The following is a 22,921-nucleotide window of genomic DNA, read 5'->3' on the forward strand; positions in this document are numbered from 1 at the left end:
CCTCGGCCCCGTCACCGCGGGTGCCCCTGGACACCCGCTACTCACCCGGTTCGCGCTCCCGACGATCCTGGGCGAGGGGCTCGTCGCGGGTGAGCACGACCGGCGCGTTCGCCTCCGCCCGTGCGCGGCCGGAAGCCGCCGCGATCTCCTCGTAGCTCCATTCCTTGTACAGACGCCTGCCGTGGGCATCGGTGATGTCGATGACCACGCCGGTCCACTCCTCGGCGGGCTGTTCGGGGACGAGTCCCAGTTCGTACGTGGCGTCCTCGAGGAGGGACTCGGTGACACGTATGCCGGTGAGCCTCTCGGCCAGGGCCAGAACCGCCGCCTTCCCGTCGACGACCGGCGCGCTCTCGTCGTGCTCTCCCTCGGGAGTCAGAGGGAGACCCACTGCCCGCAACAGGGGAACCAGCTCATCGGGGCTGCCGCCGTCGCGCACCGAGGGGCCCTCGAACGTCGTACGCAGCTCACCGTCCTCGAACCAGTGGAAGAGGTCGATGGGCTTGCCGCCGTTGCTCGAGTGCGCCACGACCCGGCCGCCCTCCGACAGCCTCTGCGCGCACGGCACCCCGAGGCCACCGTCGAAGCCGAGGACGACTGTCCAGCCGCCGCCTCCGCCCGGGGCCTCGAAGGCGCCCGCGACATAGGAATCGTCCCAGTGGTCGTCATCCGCCTCGGCACGGTGAGCGTCATCCGCCTCGATCAGCCCGGCCGTGCCCTCCCCGGTGCCGCGCGGTTCCGCCCCCATCGCACGCAGCACCTCCCGCGGGCTCCGTCCCCGGATCAGCGTCAGGGTGTATCCGCTCCCCATCATGTGGCGAAAGAGCGGCGAGGTGCGGATCCAGGCGTAGTCGTGTGCGGTCACCGGGTTCATACGGCGCAGTGTGCCTGACGCCTCTGACAAGACACGGCACCACGGCCGCACCCGGCACGCCCGCCGCGGCCTGACCCGCCGGACCGAGGACACGGGAATACCCCGGCCTGTTTGAATGTTCACGCACCCGGCCCGGGGAGATCCCCCGCAGCCGTACCGTACGACCTGGAGAGAGCCGAAGACATGCGCGTCGAGATCTGGAGCGACATCGCCTGCCCGTGGTGCTACGTGGGCAAGGCCCGCTTCGAGAAGGCGCTGGCTGCCTTCCCGCACCGCGACGAGGTCGAGGTGGTGCACCGCTCCTTCGAGCTGGACCCGGGCCGAGCCAAGGGCGAGGTGCAGCCGGTGATCCCCATGCTGGCCAAGAAGTACGGCATGAGCGAGGCCCAGGCCCAGGCCGGTGAGGACAACCTCGGCGCCCAGGCCGCCGCCGAGGGACTGGACTACCGCACCCGGGGCCGCGATCACGGCAACACCTTCGACATGCACCGCCTGCTGCACTTCGCCAAGGAGCACGGCCGGCAGGACCAGCTGATCCAGCTTCTTTACCGGGCCAACTTCGCCGAGGAGCGGTCCCTCTTCACCGAGGGCGACGAACGCCTGGTGGAGCTGGCCGCCGAGGCCGGACTGGACGCCGGGGCCGCCCGCGCGGTGCTCGCCGACCCCGACGCCTACGCCGACGAGGTCCGCGCCGACGAGCGCGAGGCCGCCCAGCTCGGCGCGACGGGTGTGCCGTTCTTCGTCCTCGACCGCAAGTACGGCGTCTCCGGCGCCCAGCCCGCCGAGGTGTTCACCCAGGCGCTGACCCAGGCCTGGGGCGAGCGCTCCCCGCTGCGGCTGGTCGGTCAGGGAGACAGCGAGGCCTGCGGCCCCGACGGCTGCGCGGTGCCGCGGCACGGCTGAGAAAGCGCAGGTCAGGACCTTCGTATAAGCCTTCCTGTGGGCCGGCACCGGAAAATTCGCGATGGACGGGGGGTTCCGGGGGACGCAGAGTGGTTCCCATGCACACCACGGAGACCTTCGACCGCCTCGTCCGCGCCGAGTTCCGGCCCCGGAGCACCTACCTCAACACCGCGAGCAACGGCCTGCTGCCGGCCCGTACCGTCGCCGCCCTGAACGACGCGGCGCTGCTGCGGGCCGAGGGCCGGCCGCTGACCCCGCTGTACGAGGACGTGGAGGCGAGCCGGGCCGCGTACGCCCGGCTCGCCGGCGTCCCGGCCGCCCGGGTCGCGGCCGGCGCCTCGGTCGCCGCGCACACCGGGGTGATCGCCGCCTCGCTGCCCGCGGGCGCCGAAGTCCTCACCGCCGAGGGTGACTTCACCTCCGTGCTCAACCCGTTCCACGTCCGCGGTGACCTGTTGGTCCGCACGGTCCCGCTGGAGCGGATCGCCGAGTCCGTGCGGCCGGGCACCGCGCTCGTCGCGGTCAGCGCCGCGCAGTCCGCCGACGGCCGGCTCGCCGACCTGCCCGCCCTGCGCGAGGCCGCCCGCGCCCACGGCGCCCGCACCTACGTCGACTTCTCCCAGGCCGCGGGCTGGCTGCCCGTCGACGCGGACGCGTACGACTTCACCGCGAGCGTCACCTTCAAGTGGCTGCTGGGCCCGCACGGCGCCGCCTTCCTCACCGTGCCCGAGGACTTCGGCGGCCTCACCCCGCTGCTCGCGGGCTGGGTCGCGGCCGAGCACCCGTGGGACAGCTGCTACGGCCCGGTGACCGAACTCGCCCGCTCGGCCCGGCGGTTCGACCTCACCCACGCCCTGTTCGCCTTCGCCGGGCTGCGCCGGTCCCTCGAACTCGTCGAGGAACTGGGCGTGCCGGCGATCCACGCCCATGACACCGCGCTCGCCGACCGGTTCCGCACGGGGCTCGCCGCGCTCGGCCACGAACCGGTTCCGGCCCCCGGCTCGGCGATCGTCTCGGTGCCCGAACTGGGCGCGCGGCAGCCCGAGTTGAGCGAGGCGGGCATCGAGGTCTCCGACCGCGCGGGCAATCTGCGCGCGGCCTTCCACCTCTACAACACGCCCGAGGACGTGGACCGCCTGCTGGCCGCGCTGTCCGCCTGACCGCCCCGGTCCTCCCGCGCGCCCGACGCGTACAGATTGGCCTCGACCCGGCCGAGCAGCCCCAGCAGCTGCTCGCGCTCGGCGGGCGTCAGCCCGGCACAGCTCTCCTCCTCCAGCGTGCTCCACAGCCGCGCCACCTCGTCCAGCAGCCGCGCCCCGGACTCCGTGGCCTCCACGAGCACCGCGCGCCGGTCCGCCGGGTCCGGCAGTCGCCGCACATGCCCGGCCTGCTCCAGCCGCTGGAGCATCTTCGTCACCGTGGACGGGTCCAGTCCGAGCAGCCGGATCAGCTCCGACTGCCGGGCCGGGCCGCGCTCCCACAGGTGCATCATCACCAGTTCCTGGCCCGGGTAGAGGCCGAGCCCGCGCAGCAGTCCGGCGGCGGCCGTGCGGTGCAGCCGGGCCACCCGGCTCAGTGCGTGCCCGACCGGCCCGCCCCGGGCGGCGGCGGGCAGCTCGGCGCGGCAGCGCCCGGCGGGGTCCGCCGCCGCCGGTCCGTTGCTGGCGTCCATGGATGGCTCCCGCGCTGTTCGTCGATCCGGTCCGTACGGTCCCGAAGCGTACCCACCGACAGTTGATTGGTCGGCCAAGTAATGCGTTAAGGTGGTCCGCGTCGAGCTACTTGGCCGACCAATCAAAACTTTCGGGAGTCATCCATGACCACCGCCTTCGACCCCGTCGACCTGCCCGGCCTGCGGCTGGCCAACCGCATCGCCATGGCGCCGATGACCCGCAGCCGGGCCGCCTCCGGCGCAGTGCCCACCGCCCTGACCGCCGAGTACTACGCCCAGCGCGCCTCGGCCGGACTGATCGTCACCGAGGGGATCCAGCCCTCGGCCGTCGGACAGGGCTACCCCGACACCCCCGGCCTGCACACCGCCGGACAGATCGCCGCCTGGCGGACCGTGACCGACGCCGTGCACCGCGCCGGGGGCCGGATCTTCGCCCAGCTCATGCACACCGGCCGCGTCGGCCACCCCGACCTGCTGCCGGACGGACTGGTCAACGTCGCCCCCTCGGCGGTGGCGGCGCGCGGCCAGGTCTACACCCACCAGGGACCCAAGGACTTCGTCACGCCCCGGGAGCTGTCCGACGCGGGGATCCGCGCCACCCTCGCCGACTTCGCGTCGGCGGCCCGGAACGCCGTCGAGGCCGGCTTCGACGGGGTCGAGCTGCACGGCGCCAACGGTTACCTCATCCACCAGTTCCTGGCCCCCGGCAGCAACCGGCGCACCGACGGCTGGGGCGGCTCCGCGACCGGCCGCGCCCGCTTCGCCGTGGAAGCCGTCCGCGCCGTCGCCGAGGCGATCGGCCCCGGCCGCACCGCCCTGCGGATCTCCCCGGGCAACCCCGTCAACGACATCGAGGAGCTGGAGCCGGAGCCGGTGTACACGGTGCTGCTCGACGCGCTCGCGCCGCTGGGTCTCGCCTATCTGCACGTGATGGAGAGCGCGGGCTTCCGCGACCTGACCCCGGTGCTGCGCAAGAGCTTCGGCGGGGCCTTCGTCCTCAACCCGGCGACCGAGGGCCCCACCGGCCCGGACGCCCTTGCCCTGATCGAGGACGGCACGGCCGACCTGATCGCCTACGGCCGGCTGTTCCTCGCCAACCCCGACCTCCCGGCCCGCCTCCGCGCCGGCGGCCCGTTCAACCCGGCCGACCCGGCGACCTTCTACGGCGGATCCGCCGAGGGCTACACGGACTACCCGACGCTGTGAGCACGTCGCGCGGGGGCCTGCGGCCGGTGCGCGCAGGCCCCCCGCGGACCAGTCACCGGACCGGAGTGAAGTCCCGCGCCCCGATGAACTCCGGCCGGCGCACCGGTGCCGCGAACGGTTCCACCGCCGTGTTCTCCACGCTGTTGAACACGATGAACACGTTGCTGCGCGGGTACGGCGTGATGTTGTCGCCCGAGCCGTGCATGCAGTTGCAGTCGAACCAGGTCGCCGAGCCGGCCTTGCCGGTGAACAGGCGGATGCCGTGCTCGCCCGCCAGCGCGGTCAGCGCCTCGTCGGACGGGGTGCCCGCGTCCTGCATCTGGAGGGACTTCTTGTAGTTGTCCTTCGGCGTGGCACCGGCGCAGCCCAGGAACGTCCGGTGCGAACCCGGCATGATCATCAGGCCGCCGTTGGTGTCGAGGTTCTCGGTCAGCGCGATCGAGACGGACACCGTCCGCATGTTCGGCAGGCCGTCCTCGGCGTGCCAGGTCTCGAAGTCCGAGTGCCAGTAGAAGCCGCTCGCGCCGAAGCCCGGCTTCACGTTGATCCGGGACTGGTGGACGTACACGTCCGAGCCGAGGATCTGGCGGGCGCGGCCCACCACGCGCGGGTCGCGGACCAGGTTCGCGAACACCTCGCTGATCCGGTGCACCTCGAAGACCGAGCGGATCTCCTTCGACTTCGGCTCCACGATGGAGCGCTCGTCGGCGCGGACCGCCGGGTCGGAGACCAGCCGGTCCAGCTCGCGCCTGTAGACCTCGACCTCGTCCGGCGTGATCAGCTGGTCGACGGCGAGGAAGCCGTCCCGCTCGTAACGCTGGAGGTCGGCGGTCGTGATCGGGCCCGGGGTGTCCGGGGCGCCCCAGACGACGGGGTCCTGGCGGGGGACGGTCACCTCGGCGGTGCCGCGGGTCGGGTAGAGGTCCTTCACGGTGGCGGTGGTCATGGGGGTCCTCACACCTCCTCGGGCTCGGTGAGCAGGGGGTAGACGCCGTTCTCGTCGTGGTCCTCCCGGCCGGTGACCGGCGGGTTGAACACGCAGATGCAGTGGAAGTCCTCCTTGACGCGCAGCGTGTGCCGCTCGTGCCCGTCGAGGAGGTACATGGTGCCGGGCGTGATGGTGTACGTCGTCCCGGTCTCGTGGTCGGTGAGTTCCGCCTCGCCCCGGGTGCAGACGACGGCCTCGATGTGGTTGGCGTACCACATCGACGTCTCCGTCCCGGCGTACAGAATCGTTTCGTGCAGGGAGAAGCCGACCCGCTCCTTGGCCAGGACGATCCGCTTGCTCTCCCAGGTGCCCGACGCCGCCTTCACATGGCGGTCGGTGCCCTCGATCTCCTTGAACGATCGGACGATCACGGTGGTGCTCTTCCTCCTCGGCAGGCCTTGTCAGGCGGTTTTCAGGCGGTTGTCAGGTGGTTTCCAGGTCGCCAGGCGGTCGCCAGGCGGTCTGCAGACGGTCTCCTGGCGGTCGCTAGGCGGTTTCGCGGACGGAACGGGCGAGGACGCTCAGGCCCTCGTCCAGTTCCTCGGGGGTCACGGTGAGCGCGGGCAGCAGCTTGACGACCTCGCCCTGCGGGCCGGACGTCTCGATCAGCAGCCCCAGCTCGAAGGCGCGCCGGGCCACCCGCGCGGCCCGGTCCTTCGCATGGAACTCCAGACCCCACACGAGCCCGCGCCCGCGGTACTCCTTGACGTCGGCGAGGTTCTCCTCGGTGATGGCGATCAGGGCCTGCTCGACCTGCTCACCGCGGGCCAGGGTCTGCTTCTCCATGGCCGCGCCGTCGGTCCAGTACGTCTCCAGGGCGGCGGTGGCGGTGACGAACGCGGGGTTGTTCCCGCGGAAGGTGCCGTTGTGCTCGCCCGGCTCCCACACGTCCAGCTCGGGCCGGAACAGGCACAGCGACATCGGCAGACCGTAGCCGCTGATGGACTTCGACACGGTGACGATGTCCGGGGTGATGCCGGCCTCCTCGAAGGAGAAGAAGGCGCCGGTACGGCCGCAGCCCATCTGGATGTCGTCGACGATCAGCAGCATGTCCTGCCGCTCGCACAGGTCCTTGAGCGCGCGCAGCCACTCGGGCCGGGCGACGTTGATGCCGCCCTCGCCCTGTACGGTCTCCACGATCACGGCGGCGGGCTTGTCCAGCCCCGAGCCCTGGTCCTCGAGCAGCCGCTCGAACCACAGGAAGTCCGGGACCGTGCCGTCGAAGTAGTTGTCGAAGGGCATCGGCGTGCCGTGCACCAGCGGGATGCCGGCACCGGCCCGCTTGAAGGCGTTGCCGGTGACCGCGAGGGAGCCCAGCGACATGCCGTGGAAGGCGTTGGTGAACGACACGACCGCCTCGCGGCCCTTCACCTTCCTGGCCAGCTTCAGCGCGGACTCCACCGCGTTGGTTCCCGTCGGCCCCGGGAACATCACCTTGTACGGCAGGTCCCGCGGGCGCAGTACCAGGTCCTGGAAGGTCCGCAGGAAGGTCCGTTTGGCCGTGGTCGACATGTCCAGGCCGTGGGTGACGCCGTCCCGCTCCAGATAGTCGAGCAGCGCCCGTTTGAGTACCGGGTTGTTGTGGCCGTAGTTGAGTGATCCGGCACCGGCGAAGAAGTCGAGGTAGGCATGGCCGTCCTCGTCGTACATGCGGCTGCCCCGGGCCCGGTCGAAGACGGCGGGCCAGCCGCGGCAGTAGCTGCGTACCTCGGATTCGAGGGTCTCGAACACGCTCAGGTCGGGCTGGGTGATGGTCATGGTGAATCGCTCCTCACAGGGCGGGGGACTCGGTCAACGGGCCGATGCGGTAAAGGACTTCGGGGTCGTGCGAGCCGGCCGGGAACAGGTCGGCGGGGAACAGCACCTCGCGGGTGACCTGTGCGCCGTGCCGCTCGGCGAACGAGGTGAACAGGCGCTCGGAGGCGGTGTTGCCGGGGGTGATGGTGGTCTCCAGCCCGGTGATGCCGTGCTCGGCGGTGAGCCGTGCCGTCAGCCCGTCCAGCAGCCGCGCGGCGATGCCGCGGCCCCGGTGGGCGGCGTCGACGGCCACCTGCCAGACGAGCAGGGTGCGCGGGCGGCCGGGGCGCAGATAACCGGTGACGAAGCCGACCGGCTCCCCGTCCGCCCCACGGGCCACCGCCGAGGTGCCGGCGAAGTCCCGGCACCACAGCAGATAGCTGTAGGAGGAGTTCAGATCGAGGGTTTTCGATTCCTTGGCCAGGCGCCAGAGCGCGGCTCCGTCGCTGGTCGCCGGACGTTCGATGAGCAGGTCTGCGGGTGCGGCGGTCATGCGGCACGAATTTAGCGAGGCGAATTAGAAAGTGCACGGGAGGTGGCGCGGGGCCTGCTCGACGGAGAGGAGGAATGTCCGTAATGACCGCAGGAAAATCGGTACAAATCACCTGCGCTGTGGAGTGCGTCACAGCCCGAAATGCACGGAAAACCCGCCTGAAAACTCCTCCGTTTAGCCTTGCGAAAAGCGGGCAGAAGAAGACGGGAAGCTATCCTCCGGAGAATTGGCGGGGATTGTGAAAAAGAAATGGAGTGGGTTTCGATAGCACTCGGGCATAAAAAAGTTCCCGGGAGCGGAGCCCCCGGGAACGACGACCGCTGCCTAGCACCAGGCGTCCTCCGCGGCCCGCCGGGCGGCGGCCGGATCGACCGTCAGGCCCTGCTCCGCGAGCGCCGCGCCCAGCGCCGCCAGCGAGCCCTGCACCGCGCCCGGCGCCGCGTCCCGGCCGTAGTGGTTGACCCGGATCATCTCCTTGGCCAGGGCCCCGCCGCCGGCCGCCAGCGGCAGCGCCGGATCGCTCTCCAGGGCCCGCGCCACCACCTGGGAGGCCACCACGCCGGACGGCACCCGCAGCGTCGTGGCGACCGGCGCCGCGTCCCGCTCCTCGTGCACATACGGCTCCAGGCCCCCGCCCAGCGCCACCGCGCCGGCCCGCGTGGCCCGCGCCGCGCTCCGGTGCCGGGCCATCACCGTTTCGAGCCCCTCCGACCCGATCCGCTCCAGGCACGCCTCGAGCGCCAGCATCTCCAGCTGGGCGGGCGCGTGCGGCAGCGCCTTGCGGCCGGCGTCGATCCAGCGCTCCTTCCAGTCCAGCAGGGACAGGTACGAGCGGCGCGGGGCGTTCGGGTTGGCGGCCATCCGGGCCCACGCCCGCTCGCTCACCGAGATCGCCGACACCCCCGCCGGGCCGCCCATCGCCTTCTGCGCCCCGATCACGCACAGGTCCACGCCCCAGGCGTCCGGCAGCACCGGCTCCGCGCCCACGGAGGCCACCGCGTCCAGATAGAAGAGGGCGCCCTGCTCCCGTACCGCCTCGCCGATCTCCGCGACCGGGTTGGTGTTGCCGGTCGCCGCCTCGGCGTGCACCAGCGACACGAAGTCGATCTCCGGGTGCTCGGCGAACGCCTGCCGGATCCGCTCCGCGGTCACCGCCGCGTGGAAGGGGACGGACACGTCGTGCACGGTGGCGCCGGCGTCCCGCAGCCAGTCGCCGAAGGTCTGGCCGTACGGACCGGTGATGACGTTCAGGGCCACCGTGCCCGGACCGGCCGCCGCGCGGATCGCGCCCTCCAGCGGCAGCAGCGCCTCGCCCTGGGTGATCAGGACGTCCTGCCGGGTGTCCAGCAGCCGGGCCACGCCGTCCTCGATGGCGGCGAAGCGCTCGGCACTCAGCGGGGGCAGATCGAGGAAGGGGTGGCTCACGGCGTGCTCTCTCTTCATGCGGGACGTCTCATACGGGAAGTCGATTCTCTCGATCTTAGGCGCAACGGCTCCGTTACCATGGGTTTGATTTGAGGAGCTCAAACCTTTCCTTATAATCGGAACCCAATGTTCCCCACCCGGGAGATTCCCCCCATGACAACGCTCCTCGGACGCCGGACCCGCGCTCTGGCAGCCATCACCGTGACGGCCGGGCTCGCGCTCGTGGCCGGCTGCTCCTCGGACGACGGCGGGGGGAGCGGCAAGACCACCGTCAAGGGCGTCCACCTGGCCAAGGCGGGGCACCTGACCACGTGCACCCACCTTCCGTACCCGCCGTTCCAGTCGGAGGTCGACGGCAAGGTGCAGGGCTTCGACGTCGCCCTGATCGACCTGGTCGCCAAGGACCTCGGCGTCGAGCAGAAGATCCTCGACACGCCCTTCGAGAACTTCAAGACCGGCGCCTTCCTGAACTCCGGGTCGTGCGACCTGGCCGCCGCCGGCATGACCATCACCGACGAGCGCAAGAAGAACGTCGACTTCTCCGACCCGTACTTCGAGGCCACCCAGGCCGTCCTCGTCGCCAAGGACAGCGGGATCACCTCGCTCGCCGACGTCAAGGCCAAGGGCAAGAAGCTCGGCGCCCAGGCGCAGACCACCGGCGAGGACTACGTCAAGGAGAAGGGCTACGACCCGATCTCCTTCGAGTCCTCCGACGCGGTCCTCAACGGCCTGCGCACCGGACAGGTCAAGGCCGTCGTGATCGACTACCCGGTGGTCCAGGGCTGGCTGAAGGACAAGGCCAACGCGGACAAGTTCAAGGTCGTCGACAACCTCAAGACCGGTGAGCAGTACGGCTTCACCGTCAAGAAGGGCAACACGGCACTGCGCGACGCCATCAACAAGGCCCTCAAGCAGGCCAAGGCCGACGGCACCTACAAGAAGATCTACGAGAAGTGGATCGGCCCGTACGACGCCTCCGTCGCGTCTCCCGCCGCCTCATGACCGACACGGACACACCCCTCCAGCCGAAGAAGAAGGGACTGACCCGGCGGCAGAAGCGCACCCTGTCGCGGGGCGTCCAGTACGCCGTCTTCGCCGCCGCCGTGATCGCCTTCGCGGTCACGGCCGACTGGGGCCGGCTGCGCAACCAGTTCGCCCAGGCGGACATCGCCGAGCAGATGTTCCCGGACGTCATCACGCTGGCGCTGAAGAACACCGTGCTGTACACGCTGTCCGGCTTCGTGGTCGGGCTGGTCCTCGGCATGGTCATCGCGCTGATGCGGCTGTCGTCCGTGGGCCCCTACCGCTGGCTGGCGGGCGTCTACATCGAGATCTTCCGTGGTCTGCCCGCCCTGCTGATCTTCATCTTCGTCGGCGTGGCCGTCCCCCTGGCCTTCCCCGGCACGGAGATCCCCGGCGGAACGTACGGCAAGGTCGCCCTCGCGCTCGGCCTGGTCTCCGCCGCCTACATGGCCGAGACCATCCGCGCCGGCATCCAGGCCGTGCCCAAGGGACAGCTGGAGGCGGCCCGTTCGCTCGGCTTCTCGCCGGCGAAGGCCATGATCTCGATCATCGTCCCGCAGGCGTTCCGGATCATCCTGCCGCCGCTGACCAACGAACTCGTCCTGCTGTTCAAGGACTCCTCGCTGGTGCTGTTCCTCGGCGTCACCCTGGAGGAACGCGAACTGTCCAAGTTCGGCCGGGATCTGGCCAGTACGACCGCCAACTCCACGCCGATCCTCGTCGCGGGCCTGTGCTACCTGCTGGTCACCGTCCCGCTCAGCTTCGTCGTCCGCCGCATGGAGACCAAGGCCCAGGAGGCGATCCGGTGAGCCGCCCGGAGATCGAAGTCCGCGGGCTGCACAAGTCCTTCGGCGACAACGAGGTGCTGCGCGGCATCGACCTGGAGATCGGCCAGGGCGAGGTCGTCTGTGTCATCGGCCCCTCCGGCTCCGGCAAGTCCACGCTGCTGCGCTGCGTGAACCTGCTGGAGGAGCCCACCGAGGGCCAGGTCTTCGTCGGCGGCACCGAGGTGACCGACCCGGACGTCGACATCGACGCCGTACGCCGCCGCATCGGCATGGTCTTCCAGCAGTTCAACCTCTTCCCGCACCTGAGCGTCACCGAGAACCTCACGCTGCCCCAGCGCCGGGTCCTCGGGCGGGACAAGGCGACCGCCGCCCGGATCGCCGCCGAGAACCTGGCCCGGGTCGGCCTCGCCGAGAAAGCGGACGCGTACCCGGCCTCCCTCTCCGGCGGCCAGCAGCAGCGCGTCGCCATCGCCCGCGCGCTCGCCATGGGCCCCGAGGTGATGCTGTTCGACGAGCCGACCTCCGCGCTCGACCCCGAGCTGGTCGGCGACGTCCTCGCCGTCATGCGCATGCTCGCCCGGGAGGGCATGACGATGATGGTCGTCACCCACGAGATGACCTTCGCCCGCGAGGTCGCCGACCGGGTCGTCTTCATGGACGGCGGAGTGATCGTCGAGGACGGCAGCCCCGAGCGGGTCATCGGCGCCCCGAGCCACGAACGCACCCGGCACTTCCTGTCCCGGCTGCTCGACCCGGCGATGGCAGAGGTGGAGGAGGGCACCCCGGACCAGGCGGGGAAGTCCGAGCCGTAGGCCGTTAGGGTGCGGTGCATGAGCGATGGCGCCGTGCTGCACGTGAAGGGGCGGGTCCTGGCCGGTCCGGACGACGTCCGGGACGAGCTGTGGGTGGTCGGGGGGCGCGTCTCCTACGACCGCCCCGCCGGGGCCCGGGACGTCAGGACCGTCACCGGCTGGGCCCTGCCCGGCCTGGTCGACGCGCACTGCCATGTGGGCCTGGACGCGCACGGCCCGGTCGACGCCGAGACCGCCGAGAAGCAGGCGCTCACCGACCGGGACGCGGGCACCCTGCTGATCCGGGACGCCGGCTCGCCCTCCGACACCCGCTGGATCGACGACCGCGCCGACCTGCCGAAGATCATCCGGGCGGGCCGGCACATCGCCCGCACCCGCCGCTACATCCGCAACTACGCCTGGGAGATCGAACCGGACGACCTCGTCGCCCACGTCGCCCGGGAGGCCCGGCGCGGCGACGGCTGGGTCAAGCTGGTCGGCGACTGGATCGACCGCGACCTCGGCGACCTCGCGCCCTGCTGGCCCCGCGAGGCGGTGGAGGCGGCCATCGCCGAGGCCCACCGGCTCGGCGCCCGCGTCACCGCGCACTGCTTCGCGGAGAGCTCGCTGCGCGATCTGGTCGAGGCGGGCATCGACTGCGTCGAGCACGCGACCGGGCTCAGCGAGGACCTGATCCCGCTGTTCGCCGAGCGGGGCGTCGCCATCGTGCCCACCCTCGTCAACATCGCCACCTTCCCCAGGCTCGCGGAGGGCGGCGAGAAGAAGTTCCCCCGCTGGTCCGCCCATATGCGCCGGCTGCACGAGCGGCGCTACGACACCGTGCGCGGCGCCTACGACGCGGGCATCCCGGTCTACGTCGGCACGGACGCCGGCGGCTCGCTGGCCCACGGCCTGGTCGCCGAGGAGGTCGCCGAGCTGGTCGCCGCGGGGATCCCGCCCGTCGAGGCCCTGTCGGCGACGGCCTGGGGCGCCCGTGCCTGGCTCGGCCGCCCCGGACTGGACGAGGGCGCCCCCGCCGACCTGGTGGTCTACGAGGCCGATCCCCGGGCCGACGTACGGGTGCTGGCGGTCCCGCGCCGGGTGGTGCTGAACGGGCGCGTCATCGAGTGACCCGGCCTCGAATCGAATCACCGTGCGGGGTATTCACGTTCGGGTGAAGTAGTCCCGCTTCGCTGACCGTTCACCCACACCGGGGACAAGGTTGACGGGTCCCAAGCACGTTTCCTCTGGGGGTCCCACCGCCTTGAACAGCAACAACTTCCGCATGCCCGCACGCCGTCCGGCCGCCCTCGCGACGGCCGCCGTCCTCACCGCGCTGCCCGTGGTGCTGGGCGCGGGCACCGCGCACGCGACCACCGGCCCCGGCCGCGCCTCCGCCGTCGTGCTGCGCACCGCGCTCGACGTGTCCCTGCTGAACAAGACCGTGAACGTCCCGCTCGCGGTCTCCCTCAACGAGGTCCAGGCACCGCGGAGCGCGGACCGCACGGCGCTGTCCGCCCGGCTCGACGGCGTCGACGGCGGCAAACCGTTCACCGTGCTCGGCGCGGACGTCGCCGAGTCGAAGGCCACGGCCACCGCCCGGCAGGCCGAGGGCTCGGTCCGCGTCGCCCACGCCCGGCTCCACCTCCCCGGGCTGCCCCTGCTGTCCCTGATCGAGGCCGACGCGATCACCGCGAAGGCCACCTGCGCGGTCGGCGAGGCGCCCACCGCCGCCGCGAACGTCCTCGGCACCGTCACCGTCCTCGGCCGGCGCGTCACCCTGACCGCCGGCGCACCCGTCGAGGTGAAGGCGCCCGGCGTCGGCGAGGTCCGGCTCGACCTGTCCCGGCACACCACGACGACCCGCACGGCCGCCGCGACCGCCCTCGAACTCAAGGTCTCCGTCAACCCGTTGAAGCTGGGCGTCGCCGAGGTCGAGGGCACGCTCACCCTGGCCGAGGCCACCTGCGAGTCCCCGGTGGCCCCGCCCACCGCCAAGCCGGTCCCCAGCCACGACCCGGCCGCCGGCCCCCGCCCCCAGGGCGCCCCCTCGGAGGCCAACCTCGCCGAGACCGGCGGCAACCCGGCCACCCCGTACCTCGCGGGCGGCGCCCTCGCCCTGCTGCTGGCGGGCGGGGGAGCGCTGACCCTGGCCCGGCGCAGGAGGCGCTGAGGGCTCCGGCCGCTCCCCGTCCCGCAGCCGGTCACCCCGGGTAGGGGGCGGCCTCCCGGCCCGCCCGGAGGGTGTTCGCCCACCAGAACAGCTGGTCCAGCAGGGTCTTGGCGTAGCCGGGCGCCCCGGGGTCGAGGGGGCGGCCGTCCTGCCAGGCGGTGAAGCAGTCCGGAAACGACAGCCCGTCGCGGACGGTCACCGCGTGGAGTTCGGTCAGCACGTTCTCCAGGTGCAGCACGGCGTGCCGGCCGCCGGCCGCGCCGCCGTAGCTGACGAAGGCCACCGGCTTCGCCGTCCACTGGGTGAAGTGCCAGTCGATGGCCGCTTTGAGGGAAGCGGGGTAGCTGTGGTTGTACTCCGGGGTGACGATGACGATCGCGTCGGCGTCGTCCAGGGCCGAGGTGAGCGCGGCCATTCCGGCCGGCCGGGGGTAGTCGGCCCCGGCGTGCTTCGGCGAGGCGGCGGGCAGCGCCAGCGGGAGGTCGATGCCGGCCAGGTCGACGACGTCCACCTCGAACCCGCCGTGGGCGCGGGCCTGTCCGGCCACCCACGAGCCCACGACCGGCCCGAACCGGCCCTCCCGGACGCTTCCGACGATGATCAGCAACTGGTGCGTCGTGTTCTCCATGGCCACCACCCTGGGCCGCCCCGCACCCGGTGACCAGGCCGGGCTCAGGCTGGCCCCCGCAGGGCCACGCTGAGCCCTCCACCCGCGGCGCACGCCGCTCTATCCTCCCCGCATGGGGACACCACTGGGGGACTTCGTCCGGGCCAGGCGCGACAGCGTCCAGCCGGAGACGCTGGGGCTGCCGGAGCGGGGCCGGCGCCGGTCGCCGGGCCTGCGCCGGGTGGACCTGGCCGCACGGGCCGGGATCAGCGTGGAGTACCTGACCCGGATCGAACAGGGCCGGGACCGCAATCCGTCGGTGGCGGTCGTCAACGCCCTCGCCGACGCGCTCGGCCTCGACCGGGCCGAACGCGACCACCTGCGGTACCTCGCGAAGATCACCGGCGGCGCGTGCACCGCCCGCACCCGCCCGGCCCCGGCCCGCCGGGACGTCCGTCCCTCGGTCCGCCAGACCCTGCGGCTGCTGGAGCCGGGCATCGCGGTGGTGACGAACCGGCTGGGCGACATCCTCGCCCGCACCAGCGGTTTCGAGACACTGACCGGCGGCACCGGGCTGCTGGACGGCGACGCCCCGAACCTCACCCGGTACGTCTTCACCGACCCGCGCGCCCGCAGCTTCTTCGCCGACTGGGACGCCGTCGCCGACGAGCAGACCTTCGACCTGTGGCGCGGCCCGTCCGCCGAGAACGCGGAATGGCTGACCGCCGAACTGGCCCCCGTGGCGGGCCCCGAGTTCACCCGCCGCCTGAACCGGCACGTGGTGCCCCGGCGGGGCACGCTCCGGCTGAACCACCCCACCGGACCCGCACTCCGGCTCACCCGCGAGACGCTGGACCTCACGGAGGACGCCCAGCAGCTCGTGGTGTTCCTGCCGGCCGACGACGAGACGGCACGGAACCTGGAGCGGCCCGGGGAACGCCCGCGGCTGAGGGCGATCTCGTGACCGGCTCGCCTCAGCCCGACGAGCCCCCCCGGCCGCCACCGGCCAGTGCCGCCGACAGCGCCTCCAGGAACCCGTTCACCGTCGCCCGGTCCCGCACGGCGATCCGCACCCAGTCCTCCCCGAGCCCGGGGAACGTGTCCCCGCGCCGCACCGCATGGCCGAGGTCACGCAGCCGTCGCCGTACCCCGGCCGCCCCTTCCATCCGCACCAGCACGAACGGCCCCTGAGCGGGCTCCGTCACCCGGACACCGCGGGAGGCGAGGGAACGCAGCCCGGCCACCAGGTGCGCCCGGTCCGCCGCGATGCGGTGCGCCGCGTGGCCCGCCTCCGCCAGCGCCCTCGGGGTCACGCACGCCCGCGCCGCCGCCAGCGCCGGCGTGGACACCGGCCACAGGGGCTGGGCCCGTTCCAGCCGGGTGATGGTCTCCGGGGAGGCGAGGACGTAGCCGATGCGCAGCCCGGCCAGGCCCCAGGTCTTGGTCAGGCTGCGCAGGACGACGAGTCCGGGAATGTCGGTGCGGCCCGCCAGGGCCTCCCGCTCGCCCGGTACCGCGTCCATGAACGCCTCGTCCACCACCAGCGTCCGGCCGAGGCGGGCGAGTTCGGCGACCGTCCGCGCCGGATGCAGGACCGACGTCGGGTTGGTGGGGTTGCCGATCACCACCAGGTCGGCGTCCTCCGGGACGGCCGACGGATCCAGCCGGAACCCGTCCCGCTCCCGCAGCAGCACCCGGTCCACGCTGTGCCCCGCGTCCCGCAGCGCCGCCTCCGGCTCCGTGAACTGCGGATGCACGACCACCGGCCGGCGCACCTCCAGGGCCCGGGCCAGCAGCACGAACGCCTCCGCGGCCCCCGCCGTCAGCAGCACCCGCTCCACCGGCAGCCCGTGCCGCTCCGCCACCGCCGCCCGCGCGGCCCGCCCGTCCGGGTAGGCCGCGAGGGAGGACAGCGAGGCGGCGATCTCCTCCCGCAGCCACGACGGGGGAGTGTCCGCCCGGACGTTCACGGCGAGGTCCACCAACCCGGCACCGCCGTCCCGGACTTCGGCGTCCCCGTGGTGACGCAGATCGGGCCCCGGGGCGCCCTTCGGCTCAGTGCGCATGGCTGTGCGAGTGACCCCCGTGGTGGTGCCCGTGCCCGTGGTGGTGACCGTCGTCGTCCGGGTGGAAGTGCGGCTGCTGCGGCAGCCCCACCTTGTCCTCGAACCCCGGCAGCGCGATCCGGTACACGCACGAGTCGCAGTTCATCCGCAGATCGCCCTTGACGGCCTCCTCGTACCGCTCCATCACCAGGTCCAGCAGCTCCGGCTCGGGCCCGATGACATCGGCCGACCGCACGTCCAGCTCCGGGTGCGCCGCGGCCCACTCCCCGGTCTGCTGCCGCACCCGGTCCGGCAGGATCCCGGTGAACAGGAAGTACGGCAGGACGACGATCCGCCGCGCGCCCAGCGCCGCGCACCGGTCCAGGCCGCTCGGCACGTCCGGTGCCGCCAGCGACACGAACGCCGTCTCCACCCCGGCGTACCCGCGGCCCTCCCACAGCAGCCGCGCCGCCTTGAACACCTCCGCGTTGGCGTCGGGATCGGTCGAACCGCGCCCGACCAGCAGCACGGTCACGTCCGCGCGGTCCGCGCCGTCCAGCACCTCCTCCAGCCGCCGCTCCAGCACGCTCAGCAGCGCCGGGTGCGGGCCCAGCGGGCGGCCGTACGTGTACGAGATGCCCGGGTGCCGCTCCTTCTCGCGGGCCAGCGCGGCCGGGATGTCGCCCTTGGCGTGCCCGGCGGACACGAGCATCAGCGGCACCGCGGCGAACCGGCGCACCCCCTGCTCGACCAGCTCGGTGACGGCGTCGCCGAGCGGCGGCGGGGACAGTTCGATGAAGCCGCCCGCGACGGGCAGTTCAGGGTGGCGGCGCCCCAGTTCCCGGACGAAGTCGCGGAACGCCTCGGCACCGGCGTCGTCACGGGTGCCGTGTCCGGCGATGAGCAGGGCGGGCGGGGTGGTCACGAGGTCTCCTCGGAGTCTGGAACGGGGTGGTACAGCAGGGCGTTGAGCGCGGCGGACGCGACCGCCGACCCGCCCTTCTCGGACACGTTGCTCACGGCGGGCAGTCCGCTCTCCCGCAGTGCGGCCTTGGACTCGACCGCGCCGACGAAGCCGACGGGCAGCCCGATGACGAGGGCCGGCTCGGCGTCCAGGGTCAGCAGCTCCTCCAGCGCGGTCGGCGCGTTGCCGATCACCCAGAGGGCCCCGGGACCGACCTGCTCGTACGCCAGCCGGATCGCGTGCGCCGACCGGGTCAGGCCCGGCCCGGCCACGGCGTCCCTGAGCCGGCAGACGGTCTCGCGCCGGGTGATCCCGGCGGCCACCATCTCGACGTCCACGACCACCGGCGCACCGGCGTGCAGCGCGGCGTGCGCCGTCATCAGCTCGCCCTCGTCCATGACGAGATCGGTCGCGTACTCGAGATCGGCGGCGGAGTGGACGACCCGCTCCACCACCGCCCGGGTCAGCGGCGGGAAGTGCGAGGTGTCCAGGCGGGCACGCAGCCGCCGGTAGGACTCCTGCTCGATCGGGTGGACGACGCGGTTCACTTCGGCTCCTCCTGCGACGCCTGCCAGCGGTAGCCGCGCGGGGTCACCATGCGGCCCGCGACGGTCCGGGTGGCCGTGTTGCCTACGGTGACCACGGTCATCATGTCGACGGTCGCCGGATCCAGCGCGGCCAGCGTGGTCACCCGGCTCGACTCGTCCGGCCGGGACGCGTTGCGCACGACACCGACCGGCGTCGCCGGCTCCCGGTGCGCCGCGAGGATCGCCAGCGCCTTGGGCAACTGCCAGTCGCGGCCCCGGGAACGCGGGTTGTAGAAGGTGACGACGAGATCCGCCTCGGCCGCCGCCCGCACCCGGCGCTCGATGACCTCCCACGGCGTGTGCAGGTCGGACAGGCTGATGGACACATGGTCGTGGCCCAGCGGCGCGCCCAGGACCGCCCCCGCGGCCAGCGCGGCCGTCACCCCGGGCACCCCGACCACGTCGATGTCGTCCGACGCCTCCGCGAGCGTCGGGGACGCCATGGCGTACACGCCCGCGTCCCCGCTGCCGATCAGCGCCACCGCGTGCCCCGCACGGGCCTGGGCGACCGCCGTACGGGCCCGCTCCTCCTCCGCGCCGAGCCCCGACTCCAGCACCCGGGTACCGGGCCGCAGCAGATCCCGGATCTGGTCCACGTACTGGTCCAGCCCCACCAGCACCGAGGCCCGCCGCAGCTCCGCCGCCGCACGCGGGGTGAGCAGGTCCCGGGCGCCCGGCCCGAGCCCTACCACCGCGAGCCGCCCGCGCGCCGGACGCCGGACCACCGCGCAGGTCGCCATCGCCGACTTCCGCTTCGGCACCAGGAGTTCACCGCCGCGCAGCAGGGCGGCGGCCTCGGCGACCGACGGTGTGCCGACCGCGGCGAGCGGAGCGGCGGACGGATTCGGGACCTCCACCTCCGCCAGGTCCCCGGCGGAGTACGTCACCAGGGGCACCCCGAACCGCTCGGCGGCGGCCACGATGCCCGGCTCCCCGGCCTTGGCGTCCACGGTGGCCAGCTCGGCGACCGACCGGACCGAGAGCCCCGCCTCCCGCAGCGCCCCCTCCACCAGGCCGACGACCTCCTCGGCCGGCGCCCCCTTCGACGCCCCGACCCCGACCACCAGCGACGGCGGCCGCAGCAGCACCTCCCGCTCGCCCGGCACGGCGTCCCGGTCGGTGACCCGGATCGTGTACGCCCCCTCGGCCGCGAGGGGCAGCGGCGGCAGCGGCCACGCCACCTCCGCCGCCAGCGCGACCGGCTCCCCGTCCAGCAGCGCCCGGGACACCGCCGCCACCGCACCCTCGTACGGCAGCCCCAGCGTGTCCAGGCCCGGCAGCCCGGCGGCATCGGTCGCGGTCGTCACCACCGGCTCCGCGCCCAGCAACGCACCGACCTCGCGGGCCAGTTCGTTGGCGCCGCCGCCGTGCCCGCCGAGCAGCGACACCGCGAACCGGCCGCCCTCGTCCACGCACACCACGCCCGGGTCGGCCGCCTTGCCGGCCAGCAGCGGCGCCAGCAGCCGTACCACCGCGCCCGTCGCCAGGAAGCACACCAGCTGCTCGCACTCGGCGAACGCGGCTCGCACCGCCTCCTTGACGGGACCCTCGTACACCCGGGTGCGGTCCGGCCAGGCCGCGGCCAGCCGGTCCCGCGCCGCCGCCCCCGCCGCGGTGGCGGAAATCAGGCCGATCACTGGTCAACTCCTTCACTAGACACCGGGGTTCTCACGCCCCACAGCAAAAACACCGGATTGGTGGCCGCCAGCCGGGTCACATCCCCCGGCAGCGGCGCGAGCCGCGAGGACTGGAGCAGCACCCCGTCGCAGGCGAACCCGGCCTCCGTCAGCGCCGCGCGCGCCGCCGGCACCCGGTCCAGCGCGGCCATCGCCACGACGACCGTCCGCCGCGCCCGCCGCGCACACGCGGCCACCACCTCCGGCAGCTCCCGGCCCCCGCCGCCGACGAACACCGCGTCCGGATCGTCCGCCAGCCCCGCCAGCGCCCCGGGCGCCGCACCGTGCACCACGTCCACCGCCACGCCGTGGGCGCGCGCGTTGGCCCGGATCCGCCCGGCCCCGTCGGCCGCCTTCTCCACGGCGACGACCGCCGCGCCGAGCCGCGCGCACTCCACGGCGACCGACCCCGATCCGGCACCCACGTCCCACACCAGGTCACCCAGGCGCGGCCCCAGCCGGGCCAGCGCCAGCGCCCGCACCTCGAACTTGGTGATCATCGAGTCCCGGTGCGCGAACGCGTCCTCCGCCAGCGCCCACCGGTCCGGCGCGCCGGGCACCCCCGCGACCGTCCGGGCCGCGCCGAGCGCCCGCGCCTCGTCCAGGCACAGCACCACGCTCACCGCCGTGCCCCAGTCCCGGACCGCCGCCTCGGCCGCCGTCACCCGCTCCACGCGCTCGCGCTCCGGGTCGCCGAGGGAGCTCGCCACGACCAGCACCCGGTCCCCGGGCAGCGCCGCGCCCAGCTCGGCCGGCCCGGCCCCCGGCCCGGTCAGCACCGCCACCTTCGGCCGCGCCCGGCACACGTTCACCGCCGTCCGCAGCTCCCGGCCGTGCGCGCTCACCACGACCGCGTCGTCCCAGGGCAGCCCGATCCGGGCGAACGCCGTCGCCACCGACGACACCCCCGGCCGCACGTCCAGCAGCCCGGCACCGAACCGCTCGGCCAGCGCCCGCACGATCCCGAAGAACCCCGGGTCCCCGGAGGCCAGCACCACGACCGGCAGCTCCTTGCCGACGTACTCCGCGACGGTGTCCAGCGCGGGCGCCAGCGGCCCGAGCACCACCCGCTCCGCACCCCCGGGCAGCGCTGCGGCGTCCAGGTGCCGCCGCCCGCCGACCACCAGCGCGGCCCCGGCGAGCACGTCCGGGGGAACCGGCGCTCCGGTCCCCGTACCGACGACCGTGATCAACTCTTCGCCCTCTGCTCCCGCAGGGCCCGCCGGGCCTCGGGGTCCGCCTTGCGGTAGCCGTGGAAGTGCCCCGGGTGGTACAGGTGCGAGCGGGTGCCGTGCGCGTCCAGCGCCGGACCGACCAGGAACAGCGTGTGCTTCCAGAGCTTGTGCTCCTTGACCGTCTCCTCCAGCGTTTCGATCGTGCACCGCACGATCAGCTCCTCCGGCCAGGTCGCCTGGTACGCCACCACGACCGGGGTGGACGTCGGATAGCCGCCCTCCAGCAGCTCCCGCACCAGCTGCCCGCTGCGCGCCGCCGACAGGAAGACCGCCATGGTGGTGCCGTGCCGGGCGAACTCGCGCACCTCCTCGCCGGGCGGCATCGGCGTCTTGCCGCCGCCCAGCCGGGTCAGCACCACGGACTGCGCGACCTCCGGGATCGTCAGCTCCCGCTGCGCGAGCGCGGCCACCGCCGAGAACGCGGACACGCCCGGGACGACCTCGGTCGCGATGCCGATCTCCCGGCAGCGGTCCAGCTGCTCCTGCGTGCCGCCCCACAGCGCCGGGTCGCCGGAGTGGATCCGGGCCACCCTCAGCCCCTCCTCGAACGCACGTCGGTACACCGCGACGACGTCCTCCAGCGACATGGCCGCCGAGTCCAGGATCTCCGCACCCTCCCGCGCGTGGTCGAGGACCTCCGCCTGGACCAGGCTCGCGGCCCAGATCACGACATCGGCCTCGGCGATGGCCCGCGCGGCCCGGAACGTCAGCAGATCGGCGGCGCCGGGGCCGGCACCGACGAAGGTCACCTTGCCGGTGGTGGCATCGGCCATGGGAATAGGTCCTCTCCTACGAGTACTGCGGTGAATGCCGTCGGACGTGCGGGAACACGGGTGGATCCGATAGCAAGGGCGTATGGCGGTCTTCGTCGCGCTCGGCGCGTTCCTGATGACGCTGGCCGGCGGCTGGACGGCACAGCGCGTGACCGACCGCCGCCATCTGGTGCTGGGCCTGGCCGGCGGGCTGATGCTCGGCGTGGTCGGCCTGGACCTGCTGCCCGAGGCCCTGCGGGCGGCGGACCACGAGATCCACGGCGTCCCGGCCGCGCTGCTGCTGTTCGTGGCCGGCTTCCTCCTCGCCCATCTGGGGGAACGCCTGCTGGCGGCCCGCCGCGCCGCGCACGGGGCGGTCGAGAACGGGGCCGGGCGACACGGGCCGGCCGGACACGACGAGGCCGGACACGAGGGGACCGGACACGAGGGGACCGGACACGAGGGGACCGGACACCGCCGGCACAGCCCCGAGGTGGGCCTGACCGCGGCGGCGGCGATGGTGGGGCACAGCCTCATGGACGGCGTGGCGATCGGCGCGTCCTTCCAGGTGGGCGGCGGCATGGGCACCGCCGTCGCGCTCGCCGTCATCGCCCACGACTTCGCGGACGGCTTCAACACCTTCACCCTCACCCGGCTGTACGGCAACGCCCGCCGCAAGGCCCTCGCCATGCTCTTCGCGGACGCCGTCGCACCCGTCGCCGGAGCCGCCGCGTCCGCGTTCCTCACCATTCCGGAGGACGTCCTCGGCGGCTATCTCGGCCTGTTCGGCGGGGTCCTGCTCTACCTCGCCGCGGCCGAGATCCTCCCCGAGGCCCACCACGAACACCCCGCCCGCTCCACCCTGCTGTGCACGGTCGCGGGCGCCGCGTTCATCTGGCTGGTGGTGGGCGTCACCGGATGA

24 protein-coding genes are annotated in these 22,921 nt (G+C 73.2%); 10 read left to right on the forward strand and 14 right to left on the reverse strand.

Annotation, left to right across the window (positions count from 1 at the left end; genetic code table 11):
- Positions 1-37: 37 nt before the first annotated feature.
- Complete coding sequence (locus tag AB0E62_RS25405; RefSeq protein ID WP_362198095.1) at positions 38-874, reverse strand: DUF6461 domain-containing protein; 837 nt, start codon at positions 872-874, stop codon at positions 38-40.
- Positions 875-1,057: 183 nt separating this feature from the next.
- On the opposite strand from AB0E62_RS25405, the gene AB0E62_RS25410 reads away from it, so the two are divergent.
- Together AB0E62_RS25410 and AB0E62_RS25415 are read left to right on the forward strand one after the other, a co-directional pair.
- Positions 1,058-1,777 carry a DsbA family oxidoreductase gene (locus AB0E62_RS25410; RefSeq protein ID WP_362198097.1) on the forward strand — a complete coding sequence of 240 codons (720 nt, stop codon included), beginning with the start codon at positions 1,058-1,060 and terminating at the stop codon, positions 1,775-1,777.
- A gap of 98 nt (positions 1,778-1,875) precedes the next feature.
- Positions 1,876-2,937: an aminotransferase class V-fold PLP-dependent enzyme gene (locus AB0E62_RS25415; protein WP_362198100.1), complete on the forward strand. Its 1,062-nt coding sequence runs from the start codon at positions 1,876-1,878 to the stop codon at positions 2,935-2,937.
- Here the strand turns inward: AB0E62_RS25415 and AB0E62_RS25420 are convergent.
- Positions 2,886-3,449 (reverse strand): MarR family transcriptional regulator, encoded by a 564-nt coding sequence (locus AB0E62_RS25420; protein WP_362198103.1) that lies wholly within the window; start codon positions 3,447-3,449, stop codon positions 2,886-2,888. The genes AB0E62_RS25415 and AB0E62_RS25420 overlap by 52 nt on opposite strands.
- Positions 3,450-3,593: 144 nt before the next feature.
- Here AB0E62_RS25420 and AB0E62_RS25425 point away from each other — a divergent pair, with 144 nt between their 5' ends.
- Positions 3,594-4,655 carry an alkene reductase gene (locus tag AB0E62_RS25425; protein ID WP_362198106.1) on the forward strand — a complete coding sequence of 354 codons (1,062 nt, stop codon included), beginning with the start codon at positions 3,594-3,596 and terminating at the stop codon, positions 4,653-4,655.
- Between the two features lie 52 nt (positions 4,656-4,707).
- Here AB0E62_RS25425 and thpD read toward each other — a convergent pair whose 3' ends face one another.
- The 5 genes from thpD to AB0E62_RS25450 form a co-directional block, all read right to left on the reverse strand.
- A complete protein-coding gene (gene thpD, locus AB0E62_RS25430; protein WP_362198108.1) occupies positions 4,708-5,601 on the reverse strand; it encodes an ectoine hydroxylase in 894 nt (297 codons plus the stop codon).
- Between the two features lie 8 nt (positions 5,602-5,609).
- Positions 5,610-6,014 (reverse strand): ectoine synthase, encoded by a 405-nt coding sequence (locus tag AB0E62_RS25435; RefSeq protein ID WP_030617739.1) that lies wholly within the window; start codon positions 6,012-6,014, stop codon positions 5,610-5,612.
- 115 nt (positions 6,015-6,129) lie between these two features.
- Positions 6,130-7,401, reverse strand: coding sequence for a diaminobutyrate--2-oxoglutarate transaminase (gene ectB / locus AB0E62_RS25440; RefSeq protein ID WP_362198112.1), 1,272 nt, complete (start codon positions 7,399-7,401; stop codon positions 6,130-6,132).
- 13 nt (positions 7,402-7,414) lie between these two features.
- The gene (ectA, locus tag AB0E62_RS25445) at positions 7,415-7,933 is read right to left on the reverse strand and encodes a diaminobutyrate acetyltransferase (protein ID WP_362198115.1); all 519 of its coding nucleotides are present in this window, start codon (positions 7,931-7,933) and stop codon (positions 7,415-7,417) included.
- Between the two features lie 324 nt (positions 7,934-8,257).
- Complete coding sequence (locus AB0E62_RS25450; RefSeq protein ID WP_362198247.1) at positions 8,258-9,358, reverse strand: aminotransferase class V-fold PLP-dependent enzyme; 1,101 nt, start codon at positions 9,356-9,358, stop codon at positions 8,258-8,260.
- A gap of 153 nt (positions 9,359-9,511) precedes the next feature.
- On the opposite strand from AB0E62_RS25450, the gene AB0E62_RS25455 reads away from it, so the two are divergent.
- The 5 genes from AB0E62_RS25455 (at position 9,512) to AB0E62_RS25475 (ending at position 14,133) form a co-directional block, all read left to right on the forward strand.
- A complete protein-coding gene (locus AB0E62_RS25455; RefSeq protein ID WP_362198118.1) occupies positions 9,512-10,360 on the forward strand; it encodes a basic amino acid ABC transporter substrate-binding protein in 849 nt (282 codons plus the stop codon).
- On the forward strand, positions 10,357-11,190 hold the full coding sequence (locus tag AB0E62_RS25460; protein ID WP_362198121.1) for an amino acid ABC transporter permease: 834 nt from the start codon (positions 10,357-10,359) through the stop codon (positions 11,188-11,190). The genes AB0E62_RS25455 and AB0E62_RS25460 overlap by 4 nt, the downstream gene beginning before the upstream one ends.
- Entirely contained in the window at positions 11,187-11,981 is a 795-nt protein-coding gene (locus AB0E62_RS25465) for an amino acid ABC transporter ATP-binding protein (RefSeq protein ID WP_362198124.1), read from the forward strand. The genes AB0E62_RS25460 and AB0E62_RS25465 overlap by 4 nt, the downstream gene beginning before the upstream one ends.
- An 18-nt stretch (positions 11,982-11,999) precedes the next feature.
- A complete protein-coding gene (locus AB0E62_RS25470) occupies positions 12,000-13,091 on the forward strand; it encodes an amidohydrolase family protein (protein ID WP_362198127.1) in 1,092 nt (363 codons plus the stop codon).
- A 133-nt stretch (positions 13,092-13,224) separates the two neighbouring features.
- Positions 13,225-14,133 carry an SCO1860 family LAETG-anchored protein gene (locus AB0E62_RS25475; protein ID WP_362198130.1) on the forward strand — a complete coding sequence of 303 codons (909 nt, stop codon included), beginning with the start codon at positions 13,225-13,227 and terminating at the stop codon, positions 14,131-14,133.
- Positions 14,134-14,164: 31 nt separating this feature from the next.
- Here AB0E62_RS25475 and AB0E62_RS25480 read toward each other — a convergent pair whose 3' ends face one another.
- Complete coding sequence (locus AB0E62_RS25480) at positions 14,165-14,761, reverse strand: NAD(P)H-dependent oxidoreductase (protein ID WP_362198133.1); 597 nt, start codon at positions 14,759-14,761, stop codon at positions 14,165-14,167.
- 112 nt (positions 14,762-14,873) lie between these two features.
- Between AB0E62_RS25480 and AB0E62_RS25485 the strand changes: the two genes are divergently transcribed.
- Positions 14,874-15,704: a helix-turn-helix transcriptional regulator gene (locus AB0E62_RS25485; RefSeq protein ID WP_362198136.1), complete on the forward strand. Its 831-nt coding sequence runs from the start codon at positions 14,874-14,876 to the stop codon at positions 15,702-15,704.
- A 10-nt stretch (positions 15,705-15,714) separates the two neighbouring features.
- Here the strand turns inward: AB0E62_RS25485 and cobC are convergent, their stop codons facing one another.
- From cobC to cobM, 6 genes are read right to left on the reverse strand one after another with little or no spacing between them, the layout of a single operon-like run.
- Positions 15,715-16,806: an Rv2231c family pyridoxal phosphate-dependent protein CobC gene (gene cobC, locus AB0E62_RS25490; protein WP_362198139.1), complete on the reverse strand. Its 1,092-nt coding sequence runs from the start codon at positions 16,804-16,806 to the stop codon at positions 15,715-15,717.
- On the reverse strand, positions 16,796-17,710 hold the full coding sequence (locus AB0E62_RS25495; RefSeq protein WP_362198142.1) for a sirohydrochlorin chelatase: 915 nt from the start codon (positions 17,708-17,710) through the stop codon (positions 16,796-16,798). The genes cobC and AB0E62_RS25495 overlap by 11 nt, the downstream gene beginning before the upstream one ends.
- Positions 17,707-18,297 carry a precorrin-8X methylmutase gene (locus AB0E62_RS25500; RefSeq protein ID WP_362198145.1) on the reverse strand — a complete coding sequence of 197 codons (591 nt, stop codon included), beginning with the start codon at positions 18,295-18,297 and terminating at the stop codon, positions 17,707-17,709. Before AB0E62_RS25500 ends, AB0E62_RS25495 begins: the two co-directional genes overlap by 4 nt.
- Positions 18,294-19,973 (reverse strand): precorrin-3B C(17)-methyltransferase, encoded by a 1,680-nt coding sequence (gene cobJ / locus AB0E62_RS25505; protein ID WP_362198147.1) that lies wholly within the window; start codon positions 19,971-19,973, stop codon positions 18,294-18,296. The genes AB0E62_RS25500 and cobJ overlap by 4 nt, the downstream gene beginning before the upstream one ends.
- Positions 19,970-21,205, reverse strand: a complete 1,236-nt coding sequence (cbiE, locus tag AB0E62_RS25510) for a precorrin-6y C5,15-methyltransferase (decarboxylating) subunit CbiE (protein ID WP_362198150.1) — start codon at positions 21,203-21,205, stop codon at positions 19,970-19,972. The genes cobJ and cbiE overlap by 4 nt, the downstream gene beginning before the upstream one ends.
- Entirely contained in the window at positions 21,202-22,020 is an 819-nt protein-coding gene (gene cobM, locus AB0E62_RS25515) for a precorrin-4 C(11)-methyltransferase (RefSeq protein ID WP_362198153.1), read from the reverse strand. The genes cbiE and cobM overlap by 4 nt, the downstream gene beginning before the upstream one ends.
- A gap of 82 nt (positions 22,021-22,102) precedes the next feature.
- Here cobM and AB0E62_RS25520 point away from each other — a divergent pair, with 82 nt between their 5' ends.
- Positions 22,103-22,921 (forward strand): ZIP family metal transporter, encoded by an 819-nt coding sequence (locus tag AB0E62_RS25520; protein WP_362198156.1) that lies wholly within the window; start codon positions 22,103-22,105, stop codon positions 22,919-22,921.

It is taken from the genome of Streptomyces sp. NPDC038707 (assembly GCF_040636485.1).
In the GTDB taxonomy this organism is placed as follows: Bacteria; Actinomycetota; Actinomycetes; order Streptomycetales; family Streptomycetaceae; genus Streptomyces.

Excerpts from the sequence above, each read along its gene's own strand:
- AB0E62_RS25405 (WP_362198095.1), bottom strand. The coding sequence starts at position 874 with ATGAACCCGGTGACCGCACACGACTACGCCTGGATCCGCACCTCGCCG.
- AB0E62_RS25410 (WP_362198097.1), top strand. The coding sequence starts at position 1,058 with ATGCGCGTCGAGATCTGGAGCGACATCGCCTGCCCGTGGTGCTACGTG.
- AB0E62_RS25415 (WP_362198100.1), top strand. The coding sequence starts at position 1,876 with ATGCACACCACGGAGACCTTCGACCGCCTCGTCCGCGCCGAGTTCCGG.
- AB0E62_RS25420 (WP_362198103.1), bottom strand. The coding sequence starts at position 3,449 with ATGGACGCCAGCAACGGACCGGCGGCGGCGGACCCCGCCGGGCGCTGC.
- AB0E62_RS25425 (WP_362198106.1), top strand. The coding sequence starts at position 3,594 with ATGACCACCGCCTTCGACCCCGTCGACCTGCCCGGCCTGCGGCTGGCC.
- thpD (WP_362198108.1), bottom strand. The coding sequence starts at position 5,601 with ATGACCACCGCCACCGTGAAGGACCTCTACCCGACCCGCGGCACCGCC.
- ectB (WP_362198112.1), bottom strand. The coding sequence starts at position 7,401 with ATGACCATCACCCAGCCCGACCTGAGCGTGTTCGAGACCCTCGAATCC.
- ectA (WP_362198115.1), bottom strand. The coding sequence starts at position 7,933 with ATGACCGCCGCACCCGCAGACCTGCTCATCGAACGTCCGGCGACCAGC.
- AB0E62_RS25455 (WP_362198118.1), top strand. The coding sequence starts at position 9,512 with ATGACAACGCTCCTCGGACGCCGGACCCGCGCTCTGGCAGCCATCACC.
- AB0E62_RS25460 (WP_362198121.1), top strand. The coding sequence starts at position 10,357 with ATGACCGACACGGACACACCCCTCCAGCCGAAGAAGAAGGGACTGACC.
- AB0E62_RS25470 (WP_362198127.1), top strand. The coding sequence starts at position 12,000 with ATGAGCGATGGCGCCGTGCTGCACGTGAAGGGGCGGGTCCTGGCCGGT.
- AB0E62_RS25480 (WP_362198133.1), bottom strand. The coding sequence starts at position 14,761 with ATGGAGAACACGACGCACCAGTTGCTGATCATCGTCGGAAGCGTCCGG.
- AB0E62_RS25485 (WP_362198136.1), top strand. The coding sequence starts at position 14,874 with ATGGGGACACCACTGGGGGACTTCGTCCGGGCCAGGCGCGACAGCGTC.
- cobC (WP_362198139.1), bottom strand. The coding sequence starts at position 16,806 with ATGCGCACTGAGCCGAAGGGCGCCCCGGGGCCCGATCTGCGTCACCAC.
- cobM (WP_362198153.1), bottom strand. The coding sequence starts at position 22,020 with ATGGCCGATGCCACCACCGGCAAGGTGACCTTCGTCGGTGCCGGCCCC.
- AB0E62_RS25520 (WP_362198156.1), top strand. The coding sequence starts at position 22,103 with ATGGCGGTCTTCGTCGCGCTCGGCGCGTTCCTGATGACGCTGGCCGGC.